The 24902-nt window shown below is 72.7% G+C and carries 24 protein-coding genes, 1 tRNA gene and 1 pseudogene; 15 read left to right on the top strand and 11 right to left on the bottom strand.

Annotated features, from left to right (window positions below; translation table 11 throughout):
- Positions 1–73: 73 nt before the first annotated feature.
- Complete coding sequence (locus ACWIYF_RS21100) at positions 74–1258, top strand: L,D-transpeptidase family protein (RefSeq protein ID WP_448624780.1); 1185 nt, start codon at positions 74–76, stop codon at positions 1256–1258.
- A 9-nt stretch (positions 1259–1267) separates the two neighbouring features.
- Here the strand turns inward: ACWIYF_RS21100 and ACWIYF_RS21095 are convergent, their stop codons facing one another.
- Positions 1268–1504, bottom strand: coding sequence for a hypothetical protein (locus ACWIYF_RS21095; protein WP_448624779.1), 237 nt, complete (start codon positions 1502–1504; stop codon positions 1268–1270).
- Positions 1505–1681: 177 nt separating this feature from the next.
- Here ACWIYF_RS21095 and ACWIYF_RS21090 point away from each other — a divergent pair, with 177 nt between their 5' ends.
- Genes ACWIYF_RS21090 through ACWIYF_RS21070 form a run of 5 tightly spaced genes read left to right on the top strand, consistent with a single transcriptional unit; the run spans position 1682 to position 6701 of the window.
- Positions 1682–2470, top strand: coding sequence for an ABC transporter ATP-binding protein (locus ACWIYF_RS21090; RefSeq protein WP_448624778.1), 789 nt, complete (start codon positions 1682–1684; stop codon positions 2468–2470).
- Entirely contained in the window at positions 2467–3348 is an 882-nt protein-coding gene (locus ACWIYF_RS21085) for an ABC transporter ATP-binding protein (protein WP_448624777.1), read from the top strand. Before ACWIYF_RS21090 ends, ACWIYF_RS21085 begins: the two co-directional genes overlap by 4 nt.
- Positions 3345–4235, top strand: coding sequence for a branched-chain amino acid ABC transporter permease (locus ACWIYF_RS21080; RefSeq protein WP_448624776.1), 891 nt, complete (start codon positions 3345–3347; stop codon positions 4233–4235). The genes ACWIYF_RS21085 and ACWIYF_RS21080 overlap by 4 nt, the downstream gene beginning before the upstream one ends.
- Complete coding sequence (locus tag ACWIYF_RS21075; protein WP_448624775.1) at positions 4228–5451, top strand: branched-chain amino acid ABC transporter permease; 1224 nt, start codon at positions 4228–4230, stop codon at positions 5449–5451. The genes ACWIYF_RS21080 and ACWIYF_RS21075 overlap by 8 nt, the downstream gene beginning before the upstream one ends.
- Positions 5448–6701, top strand: coding sequence for an ABC transporter substrate-binding protein (locus tag ACWIYF_RS21070; protein ID WP_448624774.1), 1254 nt, complete (start codon positions 5448–5450; stop codon positions 6699–6701). Before ACWIYF_RS21075 ends, ACWIYF_RS21070 begins: the two co-directional genes overlap by 4 nt.
- A 56-nt stretch (positions 6702–6757) precedes the next feature.
- Here the strand turns inward: ACWIYF_RS21070 and ACWIYF_RS21065 are convergent, their stop codons facing one another.
- The gene (locus ACWIYF_RS21065; protein WP_448624773.1) at positions 6758–7912 is read right to left on the bottom strand and encodes an MFS transporter; all 1155 of its coding nucleotides are present in this window, start codon (positions 7910–7912) and stop codon (positions 6758–6760) included.
- A gap of 809 nt (positions 7913–8721) precedes the next feature.
- A complete protein-coding gene (locus ACWIYF_RS21060) occupies positions 8722–9228 on the bottom strand; it encodes an ester cyclase (RefSeq protein ID WP_448624772.1) in 507 nt (168 codons plus the stop codon).
- Between the two features lie 45 nt (positions 9229–9273).
- On the opposite strand from ACWIYF_RS21060, the gene ACWIYF_RS21055 reads away from it, so the two are divergent.
- The gene (locus ACWIYF_RS21055; RefSeq protein WP_448624771.1) at positions 9274–9966 is read left to right on the top strand and encodes a TetR/AcrR family transcriptional regulator; all 693 of its coding nucleotides are present in this window, start codon (positions 9274–9276) and stop codon (positions 9964–9966) included.
- Positions 9967–10880: 914 nt separating this feature from the next.
- Here the strand turns inward: ACWIYF_RS21055 and ACWIYF_RS21050 are convergent.
- From ACWIYF_RS21050 to ACWIYF_RS21030, 5 genes and pseudogenes are all read right to left on the bottom strand, one after another.
- Entirely contained in the window at positions 10881–11975 is a 1095-nt protein-coding gene (locus tag ACWIYF_RS21050) for a PP2C family protein-serine/threonine phosphatase (RefSeq protein WP_448624770.1), read from the bottom strand.
- 766 nt (positions 11976–12741) lie between these two features.
- Positions 12742–13605: pseudogene (gene istA / locus ACWIYF_RS21045) on the bottom strand (IS21 family transposase); the annotation flags it as partial.
- A gap of 559 nt (positions 13606–14164) precedes the next feature.
- Positions 14165–14896 carry a GAF and ANTAR domain-containing protein gene (locus ACWIYF_RS21040; RefSeq protein WP_448624769.1) on the bottom strand — a complete coding sequence of 244 codons (732 nt, stop codon included), beginning with the start codon at positions 14894–14896 and terminating at the stop codon, positions 14165–14167.
- A 61-nt stretch (positions 14897–14957) separates the two neighbouring features.
- Positions 14958–15662 carry a GAF and ANTAR domain-containing protein gene (locus tag ACWIYF_RS21035; RefSeq protein WP_448624768.1) on the bottom strand — a complete coding sequence of 235 codons (705 nt, stop codon included), beginning with the start codon at positions 15660–15662 and terminating at the stop codon, positions 14958–14960.
- Between the two features lie 58 nt (positions 15663–15720).
- Positions 15721–16485, bottom strand: a complete 765-nt coding sequence (locus tag ACWIYF_RS21030) for an ATP-binding protein (RefSeq protein ID WP_448624767.1) — start codon at positions 16483–16485, stop codon at positions 15721–15723.
- A gap of 899 nt (positions 16486–17384) precedes the next feature.
- Here ACWIYF_RS21030 and ACWIYF_RS21025 point away from each other — a divergent pair.
- Positions 17385–17600, top strand: a complete 216-nt coding sequence (locus ACWIYF_RS21025) for a helix-turn-helix domain-containing protein (protein WP_448624766.1) — start codon at positions 17385–17387, stop codon at positions 17598–17600.
- A 71-nt stretch (positions 17601–17671) separates the two neighbouring features.
- Here the strand turns inward: ACWIYF_RS21025 and ACWIYF_RS21020 are convergent, their stop codons facing one another.
- Both ACWIYF_RS21020 and ACWIYF_RS21015 read right to left on the bottom strand, forming a co-directional pair.
- Entirely contained in the window at positions 17672–17896 is a 225-nt protein-coding gene (locus tag ACWIYF_RS21020) for a hypothetical protein (RefSeq protein WP_448624765.1), read from the bottom strand.
- A 142-nt stretch (positions 17897–18038) separates the two neighbouring features.
- Positions 18039–18111: transfer RNA gene (locus ACWIYF_RS21015), tRNA-Lys, on the bottom strand.
- Positions 18112–18292: 181 nt separating this feature from the next.
- Here ACWIYF_RS21015 and ACWIYF_RS21010 point away from each other — a divergent pair.
- The 5 genes from ACWIYF_RS21010 (at position 18293) to ACWIYF_RS20990 (ending at position 22311) form a co-directional block, all read left to right on the top strand.
- Positions 18293–19495, top strand: a complete 1203-nt coding sequence (locus tag ACWIYF_RS21010; protein WP_448624764.1) for an Ig-like domain-containing protein — start codon at positions 18293–18295, stop codon at positions 19493–19495.
- The gene (locus ACWIYF_RS21005; protein WP_448624763.1) at positions 19492–20313 is read left to right on the top strand and encodes an N-acyl homoserine lactonase family protein; all 822 of its coding nucleotides are present in this window, start codon (positions 19492–19494) and stop codon (positions 20311–20313) included. The genes ACWIYF_RS21010 and ACWIYF_RS21005 overlap by 4 nt, the downstream gene beginning before the upstream one ends.
- Positions 20314–20370: 57 nt before the next feature.
- A complete protein-coding gene (locus tag ACWIYF_RS21000) occupies positions 20371–20835 on the top strand; it encodes a hypothetical protein (RefSeq protein WP_448624762.1) in 465 nt (154 codons plus the stop codon).
- 118 nt (positions 20836–20953) lie between these two features.
- The gene (locus ACWIYF_RS20995; RefSeq protein ID WP_448624761.1) at positions 20954–22033 is read left to right on the top strand and encodes an exo-alpha-sialidase; all 1080 of its coding nucleotides are present in this window, start codon (positions 20954–20956) and stop codon (positions 22031–22033) included.
- Entirely contained in the window at positions 22030–22311 is a 282-nt protein-coding gene (locus tag ACWIYF_RS20990) for a ubiquitin-like small modifier protein 1 (protein WP_448624760.1), read from the top strand. The genes ACWIYF_RS20995 and ACWIYF_RS20990 overlap by 4 nt, the downstream gene beginning before the upstream one ends.
- A gap of 6 nt (positions 22312–22317) precedes the next feature.
- Here the strand turns inward: ACWIYF_RS20990 and ACWIYF_RS20985 are convergent, their stop codons facing one another.
- On the bottom strand, positions 22318–22560 hold the full coding sequence (locus tag ACWIYF_RS20985) for a hypothetical protein (protein WP_448624759.1): 243 nt from the start codon (positions 22558–22560) through the stop codon (positions 22318–22320).
- A gap of 219 nt (positions 22561–22779) precedes the next feature.
- On the opposite strand from ACWIYF_RS20985, the gene ACWIYF_RS20980 reads away from it, so the two are divergent.
- Positions 22780–24093: a methyl-accepting chemotaxis protein gene (locus tag ACWIYF_RS20980; RefSeq protein ID WP_448624758.1), complete on the top strand. Its 1314-nt coding sequence runs from the start codon at positions 22780–22782 to the stop codon at positions 24091–24093.
- A gap of 78 nt (positions 24094–24171) precedes the next feature.
- Positions 24172–24834, top strand: a complete 663-nt coding sequence (locus tag ACWIYF_RS20975; RefSeq protein WP_448624757.1) for a GntR family transcriptional regulator — start codon at positions 24172–24174, stop codon at positions 24832–24834.
- Positions 24835–24902: the final 68 nt, after the last annotated feature.

The raw sequence follows: 24902 nt of genomic DNA, 5'->3' as shown, positions 1-24902 counted from the left end.
GGGCGGCTTGTTTCCTGGCCGGGTGCGGTCGAGGAGCGGCGGACGGGTCCGGCACGTCGGACGGCGATGCGCGGTGCTGGTCGCCGCGCTCTGCGCCGTGGTCGCGGTGGGACTGCCGCCCGCCGCCGCGGACGTGTTCAGCTCACCCGCGACGGGCACGCACCAGGTGATCGGCGCGATCCTCGACCGGTACAAGGTGCTCGGCGGGCCGGCGGGCCTGCTCGGCTACCCGCTCACCGACGAGCGGGCGACACCGCGGGTCTACGGCCGGTACAACCACTTCCAGGGCGGCTCGGTCTACTGGACGCCGGCCGCCGGCGCCCACCAGGTCGGCGGGGCGATCCGGGAGCGCTGGGCCGCCCTGGGCTGGGAGAAGAGCAGCCTCGGCTTCCCGACCACCGACGAGCTGGCCACCCCCGATCTGCAGGGCCGGTACAACCTGTTCCAGGGCGGGGCGATCGTGTGGTCGCCGGCCAGCGGCGCGCACAGCATCCACGGCGCCATCTGGGCCCGCTGGGGCGCGATGGGCGCGGAGAACAGCGCGCTCGGCTTCCCGGTCTCCGACGAGTACGGCATCACCGGAGGCCGCGCCCAGGACTTCCGGTACGGCCGCCTGACCTGGACGCCGTCCGGCGGGGTCGTCGTGACCGGGGCGCCGAAGGCCGGCGGCGGGCTGGTCCCGCTGGGCGTGACCCCGCCCGGCACGCAGCTGGTCACCGTGGTGGCGCCGTCGGCGGGTGCGACGACCGCGACGCTGACCGCCTGGGAGAAGCGCGCCGCCGGGTGGACGGCGGTGCTGGGCCCGGTGACCGCCCGCGTCGGGTCGGCCGGGATCGGGGTGCCCAGCGAGACGACGGCGCGCACGCCCGCCGGCACCTGGACCCTCACCGAGGGCTTCGGCCGGCTGGCGAACCCGGGGACCGCGCTGCCGTACCGGGTGATCGACGGCTACGACTGGTGGGTGTCGGACGTGAACAGCGCCCAGTACAACCGGTACCACCGCTGCGCTCCCGGCACCTGCCCGTTCGACGAGCGCGCGGGCGAGCGGCTGACCTCGGCCGGCACGCTCTACGACAACGCCGTGGTCATCGACGTCAACCGCCGGGGCGTGCGCGGCGCCGGGTCGGCGTTCTTCCTGCACATCGCGAACAGCGCGGCCACTGCCGGCTGCGTGGCGATACCGCGGGCCGACCTGCAGACGCTGATGCGCTGGCTGAACCCGGCCGCGCGCCCGGTGATCACCATCGGGGTCGGCTGACCGCCGTCCTCAGCCGGCCAGCGAGCTCTCCTCCCCGGCGCTGATCCGGGCCGCGGCGGCGTCGATCCAGGGCTGGTGGACGTCGAGGCCTTCGGCCTGCGCCGCGGCCCGCAGGGTGGCCGCGGCAACCTCCAGCGGTGCGCCGGCGGCGCGGTCGGCGGCGAGTTCGTACACGAGCAGGGCCCGGAGGCGGGCCTCGAGGGGCAGCCCGTCGAGGTGGGTGCGCCAGGCGCTCGGCGTCGTCATGGAACCCGGATGCCCGGAGGGCCGCGGCGGCACACGCGACACGCCGTGCGGGCGCGCCGCCGACACGTCCGGGTGACGACTTGGGAAAGAAAGCGGACGACGGGGAGCCGCAGCGGCGCGATCACCCCTAGTGTTCGTCGTCATGTGGGCCACGTCACAATCGTTGGTTCGGGCAACATGCTGACCGTCGAGGGTCTGCACGTCACCTACGGCGGGGCGGTGCAGGCCCTGCGCGGGGTGAGCCTGGAGATCCCCGACGGCGCCGTCGTCGCCGTGCTGGGCAGCAACGGAGCGGGCAAGACGACCCTGCTGCGCACCATCTCGGGAACGCTCGGCCTGCACCGCGGCCGGGTCGACGCAGGCTCCGTGCGCTTCGGCGACGTCGACCTGACCCGCCGGGATCCGGGGCAGACGGTCCGGGCGGGTGTCGTGCAGGTGCCCGAGGGACGGCGGATCTTCGGGCGGCTCACGGTCGAGGAGAACCTCCGCGCCGGGGGGATGGGCAGCCGCGACCGGGCGGCCAAGGCGGAGGCGCAGCAGCGGGTCTACGACCTGTTCCCCGTCCTCGCCGAGCGCTCGGCCCAGCGCGGCGTCCTGCTGTCCGGCGGCGAGCAGCAGATGCTCGCCATCGGCCGGGCGCTCATGGCCAGCCCCAAGGTGCTGCTGCTCGACGAGCCGTCGCTCGGGCTCGCGCCACGGGTGATCGGGCAGATCGGCGAGGTGATCGGCGAGATCAACCGCCAGGGGACGTCGGTGCTGCTCGTCGAGCAGAACGCCACGATGGCCCTCGGCGTGGCCGACCTCGCCTACGTGCTCGACGTCGGCGAGGTGTCCCTGTCGGGGGCGGCGCAGGAACTCGCCGCCACCGACGAGGTCCGCCGCCTCTACCTGGGCCACGACACCGACGAACCCGTGGAACGCGGCCGCGTCCGGCCGCGCCGCACCCTCTCGAGGTGGACACCATGACCGAGACCCTCGACCGCGACGCCGCGCCGCGGGCCGACGTGCCGACGCTCGAGGTCGAGCACGTCAGCGTGCGCTTCGGCGCCATCAAGGCGCTCTCCGACGTCTCCTTCACCGTCACCCCCGGCACCATCCACGCCGTCATCGGCCCCAACGGGGCCGGTAAGTCGACGATGTTCAACGTCCTGTCCGGCGTCTACCAGGCCGCCGAGGGAGAGGTCCGGTTCGGCGACGCCCGGCTGGACCAGATGCGGCCCTACCAGATCGCCGGCGTGGGCGTGGCCCGCGCCTTCCAGAACATCGCCCTCTCCGGCGCGCAGTCGGTGGCCGAGAACCTCATGCTGGGGCGCCACCACCTGACGAAGGCCGGGTTCCTCTCCGCGGGCCTGCGGCTGCCGCGCGCCACCCGGGAGGGCCGCCGGCACGGGGAACGGGTCGCCGAGATCGCCGAGTTCCTGGACCTCGGCGACAAGCTGCACACGCCGGTCGGCGTCCTCTCCTACGGCGACCAGAAGCGGGTCGAGGTGGCCCGCGCGCTGTGCACCGAACCGCGGCTGCTGCTCCTGGACGAGCCCGTGGCCGGCATGAACGCGGAGGAGACCACCCGGATGGCCGACGCCATCCGGGAGATCAGCTCCGCCCTCGAGATCTCGATCATCCTCGTCGAGCACGACATGGGCATGGTCATGTCGCTGGCAGATCGGGTGACCGTCCTCGACTTCGGCCGGCTGATCGCCGACGGCACCCCGGCCGAGGTGCAGACCGACCCCGAGGTCATCCGCGCCTACCTGGGGTCGGGCAACGAGATCGACCCCTCGGCCGCCGCCCACCACGACGTTTCGTCCGACGCCACCACCGAGACCCCGGGGGGCCGCTCGTGACCCAGTTCCTCTCGCTGCTGCTCAACGGCATCTCGCTGGGCGCGATGTACGCCCTCATCGCGCTCGGCTTCGTGATCATCTTCAAGGCCAGCGAGGTCGTCAGCTTCACGCACGGCTCGCTGCTGCTGCTCGGCGCCTACTCCATCGTCCGGTTCTCCGACCTCTTCGGCTTCTGGCTCGGCACCCTGGCCGCCGTCGTCCTGACCGCGCTGGTGGCCCTGATCGTCGAGCGGCTGATCATCAACCCGCTGCGCGGGGCCCCGGTGATCAGCCTGGCCATCGTCACGATCGGCGTCGACATCATCCTGCTCACCGATCTGATCCGGCGGATCGGCTCGGACATCCTCAACGTGCCGCACCCCTGGGGCGGCGGAGTGTTCCGGATCGGCTCGGTCGGCATCAGCCTGAACCGGGCCCTGGCCATCCTCGTGGCCGCCGTCCTGATCGGTGGGTTCTTCCTCGCCTTCAAGTACTCCACGTGGGGCGTGGCCATGCGGGCCTCGGCCGAGGACGGCGAGGCCGCGGCGCTCATGGGCATCCGGCAGGGCCGCGTCTCGATGGTCGCCTGGATCGTGGCCGGCGCCCTGGCCGCGGTGGCCGCGCTCTTCCTGGTCGGCGCCCCCACGCCGGGGGTGAGCCCGGCGGTCTACACGGTCGCGCTCGGCGCGTTCCCGGCGGCGATCCTCGGCGGCCTGGACTCGACCGGGGGAGCGCTGGTCGGCGGCCTGCTCATCGGGGTCACCGAGGCGCTGGCCGCGGGCTACCAGGACCAGCTGCTCTTCCTGGGCCGCGGCTTCTCCGCCGTCATCCCGTACATCGTGATGCTCGTCGTCCTGCTCGTGCGGCCGTCGGGGCTCTTCGGCACGAAGGAGCTGACCCGTGTCTGAACTGACCGTGCCGGCCGGGGCCACGCGCACCGCCGGCCCCCGCGCCGCCGCTGTCCGCCCGGGCCGGTCGTGGCTGCGCCCGGTGGTCCTGATCGTGCTGCTCGTGGTGCTGCTGGCGCTCCCGCTGTACGTGGAGGAGTTCTGGCTGCGCACCGGCTTCGCCGTCTTCGGTGCCGCGGTGGGCGCCATCGGGCTGAACCTGCTGGTGGGCACCAGCGGACAGCTCTCGCTGGCCCACTCGTTCTTCCTGGCGGTGGGCGCGGTCACCTACACCTTCGTCTCCGGGGAGTCCGGTGGGCTCGGCGTCGCCGACGTCAAGGGGCTCGGCTGGCCGCCGCTGGCCGGCCTGGTGCTCGGCGTGCTGCTGGCCGGTCTGGCCGGGCTGATCTTCAGCCCGGTCGCGGCCCGGCTGCGGGGTATCTACCTCGGCGTCGCCTCGCTCGGGCTGGTCTTCATCGGCCAGCACGTGCTCAACAGCTGGACGTCGGTCACCGGCGGTTTCAACGGGCGGCGGGTCGCCGACTTCTCGCTGTTCGGGTTCAGCTTCGGCAACGCCGACCCCCAGCTGTTCGTGCTCGGCATCCCGTTCCGGGAGGCGGAGCGGCTCTGGTACCTCGGGCTGGTCATCGCCCTCGCGGCGTACCTCTTCGCGCGCAACCTGCTGCGCAGCCGGCCGGGGCGGGCGCTGCAGACCCTGCGTGACAGCGAGGTCGCCGCGTCGGTGATGGGTGTGAACGTGCAGGCCTACAAGGCGCGGGTGTTCCTGGTCAGCTCCATGTACGCGGGGCTGAGCGGGGTGCTCTACGCGCTCTCGATCGGCAGCATCGCCCCCGAGTCGTTCGGCCTGTTCGTCTCGATCCAGTACCTGGCCATGATCGTGCTGGGCGGGCTGGGGTCCGTGGGCGGAGCGGTGCTGGGAGCGCTGTTCGTCACGGCGCTGCCCCTGGTGTTCCAGCGCTACGCCGGGGCCATCCCGTTCGTCACCGGGGCGGGTGGGGAGGGTCTGGCGGCCGGCGAGGCCGCCCGCTACCTGTACGGCGCCGCGATCATCCTCGTGATCCTGTTCCTGCCCAGCGGCCTGGCCGGGATCGCGAACCGGTTCCGCCGGCGACGACCTCCTCCCGCGGCGGGCGCCGCGGCGCGGTCGTCCGCTGCCGAGGCTTCCCCCAGCACCACCCCGTCCGACCGTCCAGCCCAAGGGAGCACCACGAGATGAGAATCGGGAAGTACTCGCGTGCGGCGGCACTCTGTGCTGCCGCCGTCGTCGTCACAGCGACCGGCTGCAGCACAAAAGCCCCGAGCGACTCCGGCGGCGGGGGAGGGGACGCCGGCGACGTCACCACCGACGTCGGTGTCGAGGGCACCACGATCAGCCTCGGCGTGCTCACCGACCTGACCGGCGTCTTCGCCGCCCTCGGCAACGACATCACCAACGGCAACACGCTGTACTGGCAGGACAACCAGGTCTGCGACACCTACGACGTCGAGCTCAACGTCCAGGACACCGGCTACGTCCCGCAGCAGGGCGTCCAGCTGTACAGCTCGATCAAGGACGGCATCCTGGCGATGCAGCAGACGATCGGGTCGCCGATCAACACGGCCCTGGCGCAGGACTACGAGGCCGACCAGATCGTCAACTTCCCGTCCGCGTGGGGCGAGACGCTGACCCAGATCCCGGGCACCGGTGTGCTGGGGCCGACGTACGACGTCGAGATCGCCAACGGCTACAGCTACCTGTTCGACCAGGGCCTGCTCGCCGAGGGCGACACCGTCGGCCACATCTACTTCGAGGGCGAGTACGGCGCGACCGGCCTGGCCGGGAGCCGTGCCGTCGCCGAGGCGAAGGGCCTGAACCTGGTGGAGGCCCAGATCAAGGCCACCGACCAGGACATGAGCGCCCAGGTCAGCCAGTTCGCCGCGGCCGGCGTGAAGCTGATCACGCTGACCGTCGCGCCGACGCAGACCGCGTCGGTCGCCGCGGCCGCGCAGGCCCAGAACCTGGACGTCCCGATCCTCGGCAGCAACCCGGTCTACGCGCCGGGCCTGCTGGCCGGTCCGACGGCGCAGTGGCTCAAGGACCACCTGTACGTCGCGGCGCCGATCGCGACGTTCGACGGGCACGAGGACATCCTCGAGGCCTACCAGGCGGCGTTCCCGGACGTGCAGAACCCCAGTGCCGGCGGCGTGCTGCTCGGCTACGGCATGGCCCAGGTCATGAACGAGGTCCTGAACTCGGCGTGCGAGAACGGTGACCTGACCCGGCAGGGCGTGCTCGACGCGTTCAACGGCCTGACCGACATCGACACCGGCGGCGTCATCGTGCCGATCGACAAGTTCGAGCTCGGCAAGTCGCCGAGCCTGCAGAGCTACATCGAGCGGCCGGCCGACGTGCCGGGCGGCGCCACCGTCGCCGAGGAGCCGTTCGAGGGCGAGTTCGCCGCGGACCTCGCCGACGCGCAGGGCTGACCCGATCGCACGGACGGCGTCCCCTCCCCGCCGGGAGGGGACGCCGTTCGCGCGTTCTACAGCCGGCCGCGCCGGGCGGGCCGGACGAGCCGCACGGCCAGCAGCCCGGTCAGGCCGGCGGCCACCGCCAGCACCGCGGTCGCCGAGCCCAGCCGCGCGCCCGCGGTGAGCAGGAACGGCGCCGCGAACCCCACGTAGGCCAGCGCCAGGAACACCGACGTCAGGGCGCCACGCCGGGTCGGTGCGGCCAGGCGGGCGGTGAGGGTCAGGCCGGCGGCGAGGCACAGCCCGCCGCCCGCGCCCAGCAGCGGAGCGGCGACGACCAGCCAGGCCAGCCCGCCGGAGCCGACGAAGGCGGCCGCGGCGCCGAAGCCGACCGTGCCCATGGCGGCGCCGGCGACGGCGGTCCAGCGGCCTAGCCGGTGCTGCAGGGGAGCGGCGACCGTGCCGGCCCCGAGCGTGACGCCGGCCAGCACCCCGGTGACGGCCACGCCGCTGCCGGGCAGCGTCCCCAGCAACGGGACGGCCGAGACGACGGCGCTCGGGAACGCGTAGACGCAGACCGCCATGGGCGCCAGCACGGTCGCGACCAGGCGTCCGTCACCCGGCCGGATCAAGGGCACGGCGGGCGCCGGTGCGCCGTCCGGGCCGTGTGCCCTGCGCGGCACGGTCTCGGGCAACCGGGCGGCGACGAGGAGTCCGGCCGTGGCGACGACCGCGTGCACCAGGTACGGCAGCACGGTGGGGGCGGGGGCGAACTGCCCGAGCAGGCCGCTGGTCAGCGGGCCCAGCGAGAAGCCCGCCGTCATGGCGAACGCCGCCCGCCGTCCGCCGGCGGCCTCGCCCGACGCCGCCGACAGCTCGCCGACCCAGGCGCTGCCCACGCTGAAGACGACGCCGCTGACCACGCCCTGCACGAAGCGCGCGGCGAAGAGCAGGGCGACGGAGTCGCCGGCGAACGCGAAGGCGAGCGAGGCCAGCACCGACAGCGCGATGCCGGGCACGGCCACCGGCCGGCGGCCGAGCCGGTCCGACAGCGGGCCGGCGACGAACAGCGCGGGCACCAGCCCGGCGGCGTAGCAGCCGAACAGCGCCGTGAGGACCTCGTTGGACAGCCCGAAGCGGTCCCGGTAGAGCAGGAGCAGCGGCGTCGGGACGTTCGTGCCGGCCGCGACGGCGAACAGCGCGAAGACGCCCCGCTTCCACGGCACCGGCCCAACCTAGGGCTCAGCGCCTGCCCGTACACGACGAAACGGCCCCGTCCAGAGGACTAAGCCGCAGGTGGAGCGTGGGTGCGCCATCAGGGCCTCGACCCCCGAACCCGCTGATGAAGAGCCGCTATCGGGCGCCATTCCTCGTCCATTCCGGGTGGCGCCTTGCCGCTGATCAGGGGGCTGCCCTGCGCCGTTGACCTGCGGTAACGTCTGCGGATGGACGCGGCGCGCGCCGCCGAGGCGTCGGCGCGTCGGCCCGCGGTGACCGTGGCGGCGCTTCCCACGGTTCGCTCGGCCAGCGGCACGGTGGGGTGATGCCACCCACCTGGGGGTGCCGTGTCTCCCGGCGGTCAGACCTCGGGCTCATGCCGATGCCCGCCAGGCGGCGTCTGGGTGACCGCCGTCGTCTGCAACCATGGTCCGCCCGCCCCGCCCCGAGCAGTGCGCCGGCTGTCTTGGTCTCAGGGAGGGCGCTCCCCGTCCCTACGGGCTCGGCCTTCGGCCGACTCCCGAGCTGCGGTAGCCGGGCCGAGGGCGGAATAGGAATGCTGGGCAGCGGAGTGGGCAGTCACCATCGACGAAGCTGTTACTCGACAGGCAACGGTCAGTTGTCCCAGAGGCGACTTCGAGGACCCGCGATTCTCGGCTTGGGTCCGTCTCCAAGGGCCCGGCGATGGTCTGAGCCGGCTCGCACGCCGGCGACCTACGGCCGGCTACGTCTACATCAGGTCCCCACCTGGTGTCGGGGGCGAAGATCGGATTCCAGCGCGGCGCCGATGCACGCCTGCCGGCAACCCTCGGTGCAATCACGCAATGCCCTCACCGGGATGGCCGGGAGTGGATGACAGCCAGCCGAGCTGCACCGCTTGAGCCATGTCGTCGCGATCTGCGTGGTGCTCCACGAGCTGGCGGTCGGCGACACGGAACCAGTGGGTCTGGGACACCGCGAAGCTTCGCCCCGTTGCCGGGAACGCCGCCCGCACCTGTCCGTCCGGCATGTAGGTGACGAAGGGGCCGACCTGCCGCCCGGACATCGTCGTACGGGCGACGACCCACTCGCCCTCGGCAACAACGGTGTGGAGGGTCCAACGCAGATCCTCGTACGCGGAGTGCAGCCAGTCGTAGGTCGCCCGGGCCCCGGGGACGCCCGGCACACGAGCGGCTGGTGGCTCCGGCGCGGCCTCGCCGTTGACGTAGGTCGGCGCGAGGATGGTTGAAGCTTCGGCGTCGTCCCAGCTCTCCATGAGCCGGAAGTCCCGGATCGCCAGATCGTGGGCGACTTCGAGGTCTGTGAGCATCGACGCGTCGGACATGGCAAGCTCCTCGGCCAGAAATTAGATAGAAGGAGCGTCTACCTAATGAGTCCGGCCGTCAAGCGCGCGCCGCGGTCCTACGACAACTCCGCTCGCGCCCAGTTATCCCGCGCCCGCCAACTGCGGGTGGCCGAAGTGGCCGCCGAGATGCTGATCGCGGACGGCTACGGGGCCACCACGATGGCCGGCATCGCCGCTGCGGCGGGGGTATCGGTGCCCTGGCTCTACAAGATGTTCGGGCCGAAGCCGGCCCTGGTGAAACGGGTCTACGACGTTCTGCTCGCCGGTGACCTCGACCCGGTTCCCTTGGCACAGCGGCCGGCCTTCCGCGACCTCATGGCAGAGACCGACCCGCATCGAGCAGTCGAGCGCTACGCCGCGATCTCCCGCGACCTCATCTCCCGAGTGGGGCCCCTCGCCGCGGCGCTGCTGTCGGCGGCACGAAGCGCAGATTCCGAACTCGCCGAGCTCGCTGAGACCATCAGCCGCGAACGGCTCATCGGCGCCACCGGATTCACCGACCACCTTGCCGAACTAGGTGCGCTCGCACCCGGGCTGACCCGAGAGCTGGCCCGCGATGTCGTCTGGACGCTCATCTCGCCCGAGGTGTACCGGCTGCTCGTCCTCGAACGCGGATGGAGCTCGGGCATGTACCAGCAGTGGCTCGGCGAATGCCTGAGCGCCGGCCTGCTGACCAGCGCCACGGGGCTGGTTGCCCGCAAGACAGGTGTCCCTTGACGGGCCGCTTTGGGACGGTCGGCCCGCCGCGACGGGCTGTCGTACCGACAGGCTGCGTCCCCCGGCGAGGTGATACGTGCCTCGGTAATCGGCGATTGGCACCTTCCGATTGCCGGTTAGGCGGTCCGGGATCGGGGTCGCGCCCTGCCTCCGCTCGAGTTGGGTCTCGTCCTGCCGATGGCTCCTGGGGTCGAAATGGGAGGTCGGGCCCATGGAAGCTGTGCAAGCCCGGATGCTGCGGCGGGTCGAGACCCGGCGGGGGTGACGCGACGCTGCTTGCGGTTCCGCTGGCTTCGATCAAGTCGGTCATCGACTCCGGCCTCGCGGCGTTCCCCGTGGGCGTCGTCATCTACTCGGCCGTCGCTGTTGGCGTCGTGTATGGCGCGGCTCGACGCTCGGAGAACAAGACTTGGCCGGGTACGCCGGCGTCCGCGCAGCCCCGTGGCTACTCGACTCAGGGCCGACGCCTCCGCGAGGACGAGATCGTACGCCTGTGGCGCGACCGTGGCGGCTTCCTCTTCGAGCAGCGGTACCTCCTCATGGCGACCGCTCTTCCACCTGCTCCCCTGCGGGCCGGACTGGTCGATCGGATCCAGTTCACAAAGCACTCCGAGTTGGTCGCGTGGCAACGAGTGGCGGCCGGACGTGGTGGGCTGTCGGTCATGCGTTCTTCTGGCCGCCATCTAGCGACTGATCACGTCCCGGCGTCGCCGTCGACGCGTCCGTCGGCCACGTGACCGGCGCTTGAAGGATCAGCCCACGCGTCACCGAGCCACACTCGCCGCGGACGCCACCCTCAGCCCTGTCGAGCTGCCCACGGCGGCTCATGAGGGGACAGCCCGCAGGGCCGGCCTAGCAATGGCCAGGACGCAAAGCGAGCGTCTCGTGACCACTCGACACGGAGTCAGCCAGGTCTACAACTGCAACCGTGCCTCGTTGCCGGTCCGCCACTCCAGGACCACGATGCTGGCGTCGTCCTGGAGCTGGTCGCCTTGGTGCGCGAGCACGTGACGCATGAGCTGCCGCACGGTCTCCGGCGCCGACTCCCCGGCTGCGACTGCGGCGGAGATGAAGTCGGCCAGCCGCTGTTCGCCGAAGAACTCACCTGTCGGGGACCGGGCCTCGGTGATGCCGTCCGTGTAGAGCAGCAGCCGGTCGCCCGGCTCGAGCCGCGTCTCGCAGCAGGTCGACTTGGACTCCTGCAGGCCCAGTGGGCGGGTGGGAGGGCAGTGCGGCGGCTGCACGAGGGAAGGGCCGCGCAGAATGAGCGGCGCGGGGTGGCCGGCGTTGATCCACCGCAGCCGGCCGGTGTCGACGTCCAGGCGGGCGAGCACAGCTGTCGCGAACTGGCTGGCGCCGAACTGCCCGGCGACGGCGGTGTTGACCGCCGCGGCGATGTCGGGCAGGTCCATCCTGTTCCGGCGGGCGTGCCGGTAGGCACTGATCGCCACGCTGGCCAGTACCGTGGCCGGCAGCCCGTGCCCGACGGCGTCGATGACCAGCAGATCCGCGGTGCTGCCGTTGATCGCGTAGTCGAAGGAGTCGCCGCCGATGTCGTAGGCCGGTTCCAGGCCGCCGGTGATGACCAGCCGGTGGGTGCCGAAGCTCATCGGTGGGAGCAGTTCCCACTGCATCTCGGCGGCCAGGCTGAGAGTTTTGCGGCGGCGTAGCCGGGAGAAGACGTCGCTGTAGGCGTCGTTGACCACGATCAGCTCCGCCACCAAGGTGACAAAAACGCGCAGATCCCGCTCCAGCTCCGGGCTCGGCGCGGCCGGCAGTTCCATCTCGGCCACGCCGAGGCGCTCCACCCCGTCGAGCAGCGGCACCCACAGCCGGTGCTTGCCCGCCTTGGCCGTGCTGGTGACCACGTCCACCCGGCGGAACGCGCGCCCGGCCATCGTGCCCTCGATTGGCAGCTCTTGGCGTCCGGGGACCCCGGCACCGCTCAACGGCAGCAGCATCGCCTGCTCGTAGTCGGCCAGGTAGAGCACCGTCTCGCGGACTCCCATCCGCCGAGCCTCGGCCGCCGCTACGGCCGCCAAATCGTCCGGTGCGAGCAGATGGGACGCGCGCAGCAGCGAACTCAGGGCATCAGTCACCGAGCGGGCGCGGTGCGTCTGGCGGTCATGCGGCCACGCTAGTCCCGGATCGGCGCCCGACCTTCGTCGTCGTCACCGGGATGTCATCGGGCAGCGAAGGGCATCGTGCTGGAGCGGTACGAGCTCAGGGTTGACCCGTGTCGCGCAGGAGCGGAACGCAGGCTGACCGACATCGCAGGCGAGCTCAGCGACACCGGAGCGGTCCGGGTCAGCAACCGCCACCGGCAGTGAGGCACCGTTGGTCGGTGCGTTCCCGAAGTATGGCCCGCCCAGGACCGGCTGCTCCCGGACCGCCTACACCTCGGCGGGGCCTGGGAGGCTGGTGGCGGTGGCGCCCCGCCGGCCCTTCCTGCGGTTGTGCGAGCCTTCGTGAGGCGGCTCAGGGGTGGTTGCTTGACCTGCGTTCGGTGGTGAGAACCCCGGTGGCGGCGAGGTAGGCGGCGACCTCGTGGAGAGAGCGACCCGCTTAGGTGGTGACCGGCGTGGCCACCCTCGGGCTGGTGCAGTCGTGATCAACGATCCCCACTCTCCTGATGGCCGGACCGTGCGACCTCACGGAGATCGGTGACCGCAAGGACGCGGCTGGTGGGGTAGAGCTCGATCTCGGAGTCCTCGGTCACACTTGCCCTGACAGTGAGCCAGCCGGTGGGCCCGAACCTCACGATCCTCCGTGAGAGCTCGATCTGACGGGACCGACTCGCGGGGTCCTGGACAACGACCCGCGCCTGGTAGAGAGGTGCCGACCGTTGACGGTAGCAAGCTGGGCGTTGAAGTCGGCCGGGCCGGTGAAGATCCGGCCGGGCAGGAAGGAGCGCTCCAGGTAGTCGTGCAGCCGCTCGACCAGGCCCTTGGCCTCCGGATCGGCCGGCCGGCAGATCAGCACCCTCGTGGCCAGGGTGCCGCGGAAGCCCTGACAGGCGGCGGTGAGCTCGCTGCGCCCGGCGCGCCAGCGGCCGACCGCGCCCTCGCCGTCCCAGACCAGCACGCGCGGCACCGCCCCCAGGCCGGCGATCAGCTGCCACCAGCCGGCGAACAGGTCCTCCGCGGCGCGAGAGGGGATCAGCACCGCAGCCGCCCAGCGGGAGTAGCCGCAGACCATGGTCAGCACCGGTAGCTGCGTCGGCGGGCGGCTCTGCCCGAAGCCGACCGGCAGCGTGATCGGCGGAAACCACAGGTCACACTGGGCGATCTCGCCGGCCACATAGGTGGTGCGCGAGGCCGGATCCGGGGGCAGGTAGACCGGGCGCAGCTCGCTCACCCGGTCCCGCAGCACCCGAATCGAGCGATCCCAGCCGATCCGCTCGGCGATCACCGTCGCCGGCATCGTCGGAAACGCCTGCAGCAGCTCGCGGATCCGCGGCTCCACCTCGTCGACCGCCGAGCCCCGCAGCGGCCGCTCGTATCGCGGCGGGCCGTCGCTGCGCAGCGCGGCCTTCACGGTGTTCTTGCTGATCCCCATGACCCGCGCGATCACCTTGATCGGCATCCCCTCGGCCCGGTGCAGCCGGCGGATCTCCGCCCAGTCCTCCACGGTCAGCACCCGCTCCCTCCCCGGCTCGGCTCGAGCCAGGGTCTCGGGAGGGGTCAGTTTTCGGCTGCCGCCAGGGGGTCAGTTTTCAGGCGCCGTCGACAGTCGCCGATTCCGCTGCGGCACCGCTCACATGCCGGGGCTCCGCGGTGCCGTCCCGGGCCGATCACCTACAGACGCCGGCGGGCCGCCCCATCTTCCGAAGAAGCTGTCGCCTAGCGCTGCCTGGTTCCGGCCGCGGCCGTTGCGCCCGCGTCGAGGAGCTCATGCCGGTGCCTCCGGGTCCACCGTGGGGGACCTGGCGTGCGGGCGCTCTCCGTCGCGGGATCGGGCCGCGTCCGCGTCGTTGCATTCGGTGCTCACCGGCGGAGGCGGCGCCGAGCTGCCGCGCACCCCCTCCTGGTCTTCCGATGTCACTGAGTCCCGCTCGTCCGACAGGTCCCGGTAGGGGGCCAGGCTCGAGTGACCGAGGCCCCACAGGCACTCGTTGAGGGCCTGGACGAGGGCGTTGTGCAGCGGGCGACCGTACCGCCGGCCACTCCCGCAGAGCCGCCAGCGGGACCGGTTCCACTCAGGCAGAGTCGATCTCTGGCCGGAGGTCGTCTCGCAGCGCGCCGACCACGACCGCCTCGGCGACGGTGGTCAGCGGTTCGCCGGTCCTCCGGGCGTGGGTCCGCATACGGCTGAACGCCTCGCCCACGCTGATGGCGGCCCGCGCCGACAGCACGCCTTTGGCTTGCTCGATCAGGATCCGGCTGTGCAGCGCGGTCTGCAGCTGTTCGGCCAGCACGACCTGGTCGCGCAGGGCCCGCTCGTGGAGCAGGCTGATCGTGGCGATGTCGGCCATGCCCTGGGCGACGGCGAGGTGGTCGTCGGTGAGCGCTCGCCGTTCGACGGTGAACAGGTTCAGCGCGCCCACCACCTGCCGCCGCAGGCGCAGCGGCAGAGCGTGGCTGTAGGCGAACCCGGACCCCAGCGCCGCCTCGGTGAACACCGGCCACCGACTCCCGGAGGCGGTCAGGTCGACGTTCGCGATGACCTGGCCGGTGGCGAAGCAGTGCAGGCAGGGGCCCTCCGCCTTCTGCAGCTCGAAGAGCTCGAGCAGTCGTGCGGACTCGTCGGTGTAGGCGACCAGCCGGAGGTTGCCCCGCTGGTCGTCGAGCATCAGCCCGGCGGCGTCGGTGTCGACCAGTTCGACGCAGCGCTCGGTCAGGGTCTGCAGGAAGTCCACCACGTCGAACTCCTCGACCAAGGTGTCCGCGAGCTCGACGAAGACCTCCGCCAGGCGTTGTTCCCGCACCATCCATGCCCTCCCGCCCCGGGCGACCCCGTCCGATCCTGTGTCCCGCCACCGCGCTGTGCCGTCAACCACTGCCGCGGACATCCCGGAAGTCCACCGTCCCAGCGAGGACTTTCCGCGCCAGGTCCCCGAGGGGCTGGGGGTCGGCGAAGGCCCGCGCACGGAGCATGACCAGAGCCTCGGCCAGGCCGACCGCGGCCTGCACGGAGACCACGCCCGTCGCCTGGTGCACCTCGGCTCGGTCGTCGAGGACCGGGACCGGCACCAACACCGGAGACCCGGCTTGCGCGTCCAGCACGACCAACGTCGCCGCGTCGGCGTACGACCACGCCTCGGTGAGCTCGTCGGTGGACAGCGGTCCGGCCCGGTCCCGGTAGAGATCGAGCACGCCGACCCGGATGGCGCCGATCCGGAGCGGGAATGCGAAGACGGCGCGGACGCCGGCCTCCAGGGCTCCTCCCGCGAAGGCCGGCCAGCGCCGTGGCGCCGTGGCGGCGAGGTCCGGCTGCAGCACCGGACGCCCGGTCCCGGAGGCGTCCACGCACGGGCCCTCGCCTAGGGCGAACTGCAGCTCCTCCAGCTCCCTCGCGGCACCGTCGGTCGCGGCGACGATCCCCGCCGGGCCGTCATCAGTCATCAGCGCGAGACCCACCCCGGTCACCGGGAGGGATCGGACGCAGGCGGCTGCCAGGTTCGCCGGCACGCCGGTGCCGTCGGGGGACTCGGCCCAGGCCGCGCAGACGATCTCGGCCACCCGTGTCGACGCCATGTCCGCCCCCTCACTCGCGTTGTCGCCGGGCTACGTGCCGACGGCGGGGGCTCCCCGGTCAGCCGGACAACCCCGGACGGTTGCGCAGGACCACCGTCGTGCCCCGTGGCCCGACGGTGAGCGTGGCGTCGGCCAGAAGGCCGATCATCTGCAGCCCGCGGCCGCGGTGGCCCCCGGCGGTGGGTGCACGCCAGCGACCGTGGTCCTGGATCACGATGCGGGCCCAGGCGTCACCGACCTCGGTGAGGACGTCTAAGCACGGCGGGGTGGGGAGGCGGGCGTGCTCGACGGCGTTGTTGGCGGCCTCACTGGCGGCCAGGATGAGGTCCTGGAGCTCCCCGTCGGGCAGGCCGGTCAGGTCCAACAGCGGGCGCAGCTCCAGCCTCATGGCCTGGACGGCCATGAGGACGGACGGCCAGCGCCACTGCCGGCGCTGCCACCACGGCGGTCCGGCCGAGTACGTGGCCACCGGCGGCCAGGGCCCGACGGGGCTGGCCGGGTAGGCGGGGTAGCCGTCGTAGGCCGGGAGGCCGTCGGAGCCGGTGTGGACGCTGAGCCGGGCGTGGACGGTGAGGGATCCCGGTATGGTGCCGTTCACCCGCCGATGACCGTTGCCGGCCGCCGCCGGTGTCCCCGCATCGGCCGGTGCAAGCGCGAAGCCCTCGCCCCGGCCCCCTTCGCCGTTCTCGTTCGGCGCCACCGGGGCGCCGTCGTTCAGGCGGGCGTAGTACCGGTCGAGTTCCTCCACCTGCCGCGGGTCAAGGCGCCCGGTGGACCCGTCCGCGCGGGGAGCGCCGCACACGTCGGCCGCGGTGTAGGGCACCTGAACGCACCCATTGAGCAATCGTGCCCGCGTGAGTGGAAGGACCGCGACCCCGTCGCACAGAACGCAGGCAACGGTCAGGTAGCCAGGTTGGACCGTCCGCACATCCAGGAGCACGTGCACGATGCGACCCACGGAATGACCGGCGCCGTCGACCACCTGCCCTCCGTCGGCCAACACGGCGCGGATCTGCTGCCGGGTGATCACCATGTCCTCCCGGCGGCGCTGGTCCGCTCGGCGCCGCGGGCGGCGAGCCGGTGAGCGCGCAAGCCCCTGCGCGGTTCCTGCGAACGGGTGCGGCGATCCAGTGGCGACGACGGGCGGGAGATTCCGGCGCGGACCGGTGGACTTGACGCAGAACCTGCGACGGCGGTAGTAACGGATGCAGGCACGGAGTTCTCCCCAGGAAACCGGTGAGGTCGCCGGGTCCGGGGCCACCCATGAGCGGCTGCAGCCGCTCCCAAGATGGGAGCCTACGCGTCGAGTGACCTCCCGGCAGCCGCCGTCACGGTGCGTGCGGCTGGGTGGAGCGTGGGCCGGGCAGAGCGCCGAGCCGGCACCGCTCGCCCTGCCGGCCGGTCGGTTGGTCGAGGAGCGCGACCGATGGCGCGCCGGCCGGGCAGCGCCGGCACCGGCGTCCTCGCCGCGACCCGCCGGCAGCGTCCGGCCGCCGGAGCCCGTCGTGAACCGGACGCCCCGACCCGGCGCCGGTGTCGGCGTCGGCCGGTGATCCCGGGCGTCCTCGGCTCCGCCGTGCCGCGAGCACCGACGAGGGGGGCAGCAGGACTGGAGAAGGACTGCACAAAGAACAGGAGAAGTGGGCCGTGGACTGTCAGCGACGGCCACGAAACGGCGCCTTCCACCCGTGCACCCGCGACCCCACCAGCCAGGAGCCAGCCATGCCTGAGCGCACTGACGACCGCCGTCCCGACCTGCTCACCATCGGCGAGGCCGCCGAACTCCTCCGCACCCCCGTCGCCACCCTCCGGTACTGGCGGCACGTCGGCACCGGCCCCGCCAGCTCCCGCCTCGGCCGCCGCGTCCTCTACCGCCGCGACGACCTGCAGAGCTGGATCGACGTCCAGCACGAGCGGGCGGGACCGGGTCGAGTTTGACGACTGCAGCCGCTCGTGGTGGTCGTCGCGGTCGTTGAGCAGCGTGATGACCGGTCAGGTGCCGACGACGATCACACGCTGGGATCGTCGCGCCCTCCGGCGGCGTCCGCGTCCTCGTCGCTTCGCAGGATGTCCTCGGACCGCTCGGCCAGGTCGGGCTCGGCGGAGACCGCGCCCGCGTCGGCGAACCGGCGCCGCGTGGTGGCCGCGGTCTCGTCCAGGCTGGCTCCGAGCAGTTTGCCCGCCGGCCGGAGGCCGGCCGCGGGCAGGGCGCCCACCGGACGGTCACGGGTCACCGCGGCCGACACGGGTCCCCGTGCCGCAGCGCCGGCGGTTCCGTCTGGAGACGGAACGCGACCCGGAGACTCAGGCGGGGGGTGGCGACCACACGGCGGGGGCCACGCCGGTGGTGAGCCACGTCAGCGGCTTGCTAGGGAGTGCGCCATCAGGGACTCGAACCCCGAACCCGCTGATTAAGAGTCAGCTGCTCTGCCAATTGAGCTAATGGCGCGTGTCGACCGGCGTGCCGGGGCGACCGGGGGACGACGATACCAGCGCGTGCAGGCCGGAGAGCGGCCGGGCGGGTGGGACTGGTCACTGGGATCCCCATCCTGTCGCCCGAACGTGGACACTGGGGTCCGGACCAGCACGTCCGCATGCCCAGGACAGGGCGGAACGAGAGAGGTCGGGTAGTGCGACGCACAGCCGCAGTGATCGCCGGAGCTCTGCTGCTCCTCACCGGGTGCAACGAGGGCGCCGAGAGCAGCGGTTCGTCGGCCGGATCGTCCTCCACCCCCGACGCCCCGCCGGTGCAGCTGGCGGTCTCCCCGGCCGACGGAGCCGCCGACGTCTCGCCCGTCGTCCCCCTGGAGATCAGTGTCACCGACGGCGAGATCGGCGACGTGACCCTGGTCGACGCCGCCGGCGCCGCGGTGACCGGCACGCTGGGCGACGCGCCGGCCGAGGGCGAGGCCCCCGCCGGGCAGCCCACGACCGAGGTGTGGGTCCCCGACACGCAGCTGGCGTACGGCACCACCTACACGCTGACCGCCACGGCCACCGGCGCGGAGGACGACGACGAGGCGACGGCGTCGACCACGTTCACCACGGTCACCCCCGGCACCCTGTCGACGCCGTCGATCGGCCCGCTCGACGGCATGACCGTCGGCGTGGGCCTGCCGATCCGCGTCTACTTCGACGACCCGGTCGTCGACAAGGCCGCCGTCGAGAGCCACCTCGAGGTGGTCAGCTCGACGCCCACCGACGGCGTGTGGAGCTGGCTGAACGACTCCGAGGTGCACTTCCGCCCGTCGACGTACTGGCCGGCGAACACCGACGTCACGCTCAACGCCAACCTCTACGGCGTCGACTTCGGCAACGGCATCTGGGGAGAGAAGAACCGCACGGTGTCCTTCCACGTCGGTGCCAAGCACGTCTCCATCGCCGACGCGGCGACGCACCAGATGCAGGTCTTCGACGGCGACCAGCTGGTGCAGACCTTCCCGATCAGCGCCGGCAGTCCGGACAACCCGAGCTACAACGGCCCGCACGTGGTCACCGAGATGAACCGCGACATGATCATGGACTCGAGCACCTACGGCGTGCCGGTCGACAGCCCCGAGGGCTACCGGACGCCGGTCGAGTACGCGGTCCGCATCTCCGACAGCGGCGAGTTCGTGCACGCGGCGCCGTGGTCAGTGGCGCAGCAGGGGCGGGAGAACGTCTCGCACGGCTGCATCAACATGTCCACCGACCGGGCGGCCTGGTTCTTCAACTTCTCCCAGCCGGGCGACGTCGTGGAGATCCGGGGCTCCAGCGCGGGCACGCTGCGCTCGAACATCAACGACTGGACGATTCCCTGGGAGGAGTGGCAGGCCGGCAGCGCGCTGAAGTGACCCGCACGGGCGTCCGCGACGTCGTCCTGCTGACCCTCGGGTGGGAGGACCTGCCCAAGGACGTGTCGGTCGAGGGCGCCCCGCCGGAGCAGCGGCTGCGCGAGCCGGTGCCCGGCGTCCTGCTGCTCACCGACGGCGGCTGGCTGCTGCTGGACACCGGGTTCAACACCGCCCTGCTGCACGACCCCGCGCTGCGCCGCCGCTTCCACGGCGACCCGGCGCAGCGGGCGATCCTGCCCGGGCCCGGTGAGCCGCTGGAGGAGGCGCTGGCGCACGCCGGCATCGACCTGGCCGACGTCCATGCGGTCGGGCTGTCCCACCTGCATCTCGACCACGTCGGCGGGCTGCGGCACTTCACCGGCCGGCCGGTGCACTGCCAGCGCCGGGAGCTGGAGTTCGGGCTGACCCCCGAGGCCGAGCAGCACGGGATCTACCGCATCGACTTCGACGACCCGCGGCACGACTGGCGGCTGGCCGACGGCGACGTCGAGATCGCACCGGGCGTGACCGCGGTGCTCACCGCCGGGCACACCCCCGGCCACCAGAGCTTCGTCGTGGACTTCGACGACCGTGTCGGTGGCGGCGGGCTGGTGCTCGCCTTCGACGCGGCCGACCTGCTGGCCGAGAACATCGACCAGGAGCTGCCGATCGGTGGCCGCGTGCACGCCGGCCCCGAGGAGTGCGTCGAGCAGGTCCGCCGGCTCAAGGGGCTCGCCGGTGCCCGCGGCTACCCGCTGGTGCCCGGCCACGACCCCGAGGTGTGGCCGGCGCTGACGCGGGAGATGGCCGACCGGTTCGGCCGCGCGCCCGCACGCTGAGTTTTCCGCCGTCCGCCTGGGGGAACACCTCGCGTACCGCTCAGAGAGGAGACGGTCGTGGACACCTGGCTGATCGTGCTCATCGTCGTGGTCGCCGTCGTGCTGCTGGCGCTGCTCGCGCTGATGGCTGCGAAACGGAACAAGATCGCGAACACCAAGAAGCGTGAGCAGGCGCGCGAACACCTGCAAGAGGCCCAGGTCCGGCAGGCCCGTGCCGATCAGCAGCACGCCCTGGCCGAGGAGCAGGCCGCCCGCGCCCGCCGCGAGCAGGCCGAGGCCCAGGAACGCGCCATGCGGGCCGAGCAGGAGGCGCAGGAGATCCGGTCGCAGGCGCACGAGGACCGGACCGCGGCCGAGCAGCTGCGCGCCAAGGCGGAGAAGCTGGCGCCGGGGCTCTCCTCGGACGGCACGTCCGGCCGGCACGCCGGTCCGGCCGACGAGCGGATGCAGGCCGACCAGCGGACGGCGGAGAGCACCGTGCCGCCGGAGCAGCGCGGCGACGGCGGTTCGACCCGCCGCTGAGTTCCCGCGGCCCGGGGAGTCGGAGTCATCGTAGGGGCGGTCTCGCGCACGGCACCGGCGGTCGGTGCCCGGCGCTACGGTCGCCCCCACGACGAGGACGTCGACCCCGGAGGCCGCCATGACAGACCTGCTCGCCATCGGCACGCGCAAGGGGCTGTGGCTCGCGCGCAGCGACGACGACCGCCGCAGCTGGACGCTCGACGGGCCGCACCTGCTCGCCCAGGAGGTGGCGGCGGTGTCGATCGACACCCGCCGTCCGCAGCCGCGGGTGCTGGCCGGCATCCAGTACGGCCACTGGGGGCCGACGGTCATGTGGTCCGACGACCTCGGCGGCAGCTGGCAGGAGACCGAGCACGGCGCCATCCGCTTCCCCGAGGACACCGGCGCCGCCCTGGCCCGCGTCTGGCAGCTGCGGCCCGACTCGCCGGAGCGGCCGGACGTCGTGTGGGCGGGCTGCGAGCCGCACTCGCTGTGGCGCAGCACCGACGGCGGCTGCAGCTTCGAGCTCGTCCGTGGCCTGTGGGACCACCCGCACCGCCCGACCTGGCAGCCCGGGGGCGGCGGCGCGACGGTCCACACGGTCCTGCCCGATCCCGCGTCCGACCGGGTCGTCGTCGCGATGAGCGCCGGCGGTGTCTACGTCAGCGAGGACGGCGGCGGCGCCTGGGAGCCGCGCAACCGCGGTATCGCCGCCGGCTTCCTGCCCGAGGAGCCCGAGTACGGCCAGTGCGTGCACAAGGTGGCGATCGACGCCGGCGACCCCGAGCGCATGTACGCGCAGAACCACGGCGGCGTCTACCGCAGCGACGACGGCGGCCGGAAGTGGACGTCGATCGCCGCGGGCCTGCCGGCCGACTTCGGCTTCCCGATCGTGTCCTCGCCGACCACGCCGGGGACGGCCTGGGTGATCCCGCTGGTCGCCGACATGCAGCGCGTCCCGCCGGACGGCCGACTGCGGGTGCACCGCACCCGGGACGCGGGGGAGACGTGGACGGAGTGCGGCGCCGGCCTGCCCGACGGGTCGTGGACCTCCGTGCTGCGGGACGCGTTCTGCGCCGACGCCGGCGACCCGACCGGCATCTACCTCGGCACCCGGGACGGCTGCGTCTACGCCAGCGCCGACGAGGGGGAGACCTTCACGACCGTGGCCGAGCACCTGCCCGACGTCCTCACCGTCCGCGCGGCGCGGCTGCCATGACGGTGCAGGTGCTGCTGCCCGGGGTCCTGGCGGACCTCGCCGGCGGCAGCCGGGAGCTCGACGTCGACGTCGACGGGCGCACGCTGGCCGACCTGCTCGACACGCTGGCGGCCCAGCATCCGCTGCTGGGCCGCCGGATCCGGGACGAGGCAGGGCAGCTGCGGCGGTTCGTGAACGTGTACGTGGACGGGGACGACGTCCGCTTCGAGCAGGGGCTGGCGACGGTGCTGCGGGACGGGACCCAGGTGCACGTGCTGCCGTCGATCGCCGGCGGCTGAGGGCAGCTACAGGGTGGCGAGCTGGGCGCAGGTCGGGCAGAGCTGGTCGGGCTCGTAGCCGTCCGGCGGCCAGGGCAGCTGCTCGTCGTGGGCCACGTAGGCGCCACAGAGGGCCTTGCGGCTCTGCCCGTTCACCCGGCCGATGGTGGCGTGGGCGGGGCCGATCTGCCGGGGGGTCAAGCCTTCCGAGCCGAAGGAGCCGACCATCACCACCGCATGGGCGGTGCCGTAGGCGTACGTGCTCGTCATACCGGACAGGGTCCGAGCGGCCCGCGCGCCCGGCCAGTACCGCGCCCGGCGTGTTCCCCCGGATCGGCACAGCCGCCCCAGTGGTCACGTGCGCACGGCCCGCCGTGACCCTTCCGTGACCCCGCGGTCGGCCGCGGGGTGGGAAACGATCACCCCGACGTTGGACTTCATCCAAGGGCGGGAACGGTCGATCTACCTGCTGTGACGACGATGCACACGGTGGAGGAGGCGGCAGCGCAGCCGGCCTCCGGGTTCTGGGCCTCGATCCCGCGGGGTGCCCGGCTCGACGGCAAGAGCTTCCTCACCCGCCACCGGATCATCTCCGCTGTCCTGGCGCTGCACCCGCCGGTCCTGGCCGCGATCGGGCTCTCCCGCGGGGTGGGCGGCTTCCTGCTGTGGGGCCAGCTCGCCGTGATCGTGATCCTGCTCGTCGCCGGTCAGGCGCTGCGCAGTCAGGTCGCGCGGGCCGGCGCGGTCAGCCTCGGCCTGATGGTCGGCGCCGACGTGCTGGTGCACGTCGGCGGCGGGCTCACCGACCTGCACATCTGGTTCTACGCGCTGCTGGCGCTGGTCGCCCTGTACCAGGCGTGGACGCCGTTCCTGCTCGCCGTCGTCTTCGTCGCCGTCCACCACGCGGCGATGAGCCTCTGGATGCCGCACTCGGTGTTCTCCACCCACCAGGCGCAGGAGCACCCGATCCTCTTCGCGCTCCTGCACGCGGTCTTCCTGCTGGCGGAGGCGACGTTCCTGGCCTACGGCTGGAAATTCAGCGAGCAGGCCGACCGCGCCCGGCGCGCCGAGCAGCAGCGGGCCGAGGACCAGGCGGCCGCCCAGGCGCGGGCCGTCGAGGAGCTGGCGACCGAGCGCGCCCGCGCCGCGGAGGAGGCGGCGGCCCGGCTGGAGGAGCGCGAGCGGCGCGCGGCCGGCCTGGAAGGGCAACTGGCCGAGCTGATGCAGGCGGGGCAGCGGCTCGACGTGAACGTCGGCACCGCGACCGACGTCATGGAGGCGCTGCGGTCGGCGATCGCCGAGATCGCCTCGGCGGCCAGTGTCGCCAGCGCCACCGCCTCGGAGGCCAGCGACCGGTCGCGGAACAGCGCCGAGACCGTCGAGCGCCTCGCCGCGACCATGGCCGAGATCGACCAGATCGCCGGGAGCATCTCGGCGATCGCCGACCAGACCAACCTGCTCGCCCTCAACGCGACCATCGAGTCGGCCCGCGCAGGGGAGGCCGGCAAGGGCTTCGCCGTGGTGGCCGGCGAGGTCAAGGACCTCGCGTCGGAGACCGCCCAGGCCACCGAGCGGATCCGCCGGGTCGTCGAGACGGTCCGTGGGGACGTCGGCGCGGCGGGCGAGGCGCTCTCCGGCGTGCAGCAGATCATCGAGGGCGTCGTCGAGGCGCAGGGCACCATCGCCGCGGCGGTGGAGCACCAGAGCGCATCGACCGCCCAGGCCCAGGACGCGATCAGCGGGGCCTCCCGCGAGGCGGCCGCGATGGCGGCGGAGCTGCGCCGCATCGTCGCCACCGACTGAGCCAGAAGCTGTCGACAGTCTTCATCCGGATGTCGACAGCTCCTGGCTAGCATGGGGAACGACCGACCGGAGGTGCGCATGAGCATCGAGCCCTTGGCCAGCCTGGACCGCAGCACGCTGCGCGAGCGGGCGCTCGAGGCGGTCCGCTCGGCGATCCTGTCGGGCCAGTACCGTCCCGGTGACCACCTCGGCGAGGTGGAGCTGGCGACGTCCCTCGGGGTCAGCCGGGGCACGGTGCGCGAGGCGCTGCGGCATCTCCAGCAGGAGGGCCTGGTCAGCCCGGGCAACCGCGGCATGCTGCGGGTCAACAGCCTGACCTCCGCTGAGGTCCGCGAGCTCTTCCGCGTGCGTGCGGCGCTCGAGGGGCTGGCCGTCCGGGAGCTCATCGCCTCCCCGCGGCGCGCGGCCGCCGTCGAGGCGCTGCGGACGGCGCTGGACAAGATGGCCGAGGAGGACCTGGACCCGGCGGCGCGCATGGACGTCGACCTCGAGTTCCACCTGCAGCTGTGCCGGCTGGCCGGCAACTCCATGCTCGTCGAGGCCTGGCAGCGGCTCGAGGGGCGGATGCGCGTCGCGATCCTCAACGGCGCCGCCTGGCAGGTGCCGATGATGGCGCGCGACCGGCACGCCCCGATCGTGGACGCCATCGACCGGGCCGACGCGGCCGAGGCGGTGCGGATCGTCGAGGAGCACATGTCCTCGGCCGCGGAGCACTTCGCCGAGTCGGCCGCCACCGCCTGACCCTTCCGCCGGCCGGGCATCTCCGGGCGTTCGTGCCGCTCACCTGCGGCGACGAAGTGACCCTTGAC

The sequence above is a fragment of the Geodermatophilus sp. URMC 64 genome (assembly GCF_053502555.1).
Note: the sequence above shows the minus strand (reverse complement) of the source record. Positions and strands in the feature narration are given on the sequence as shown.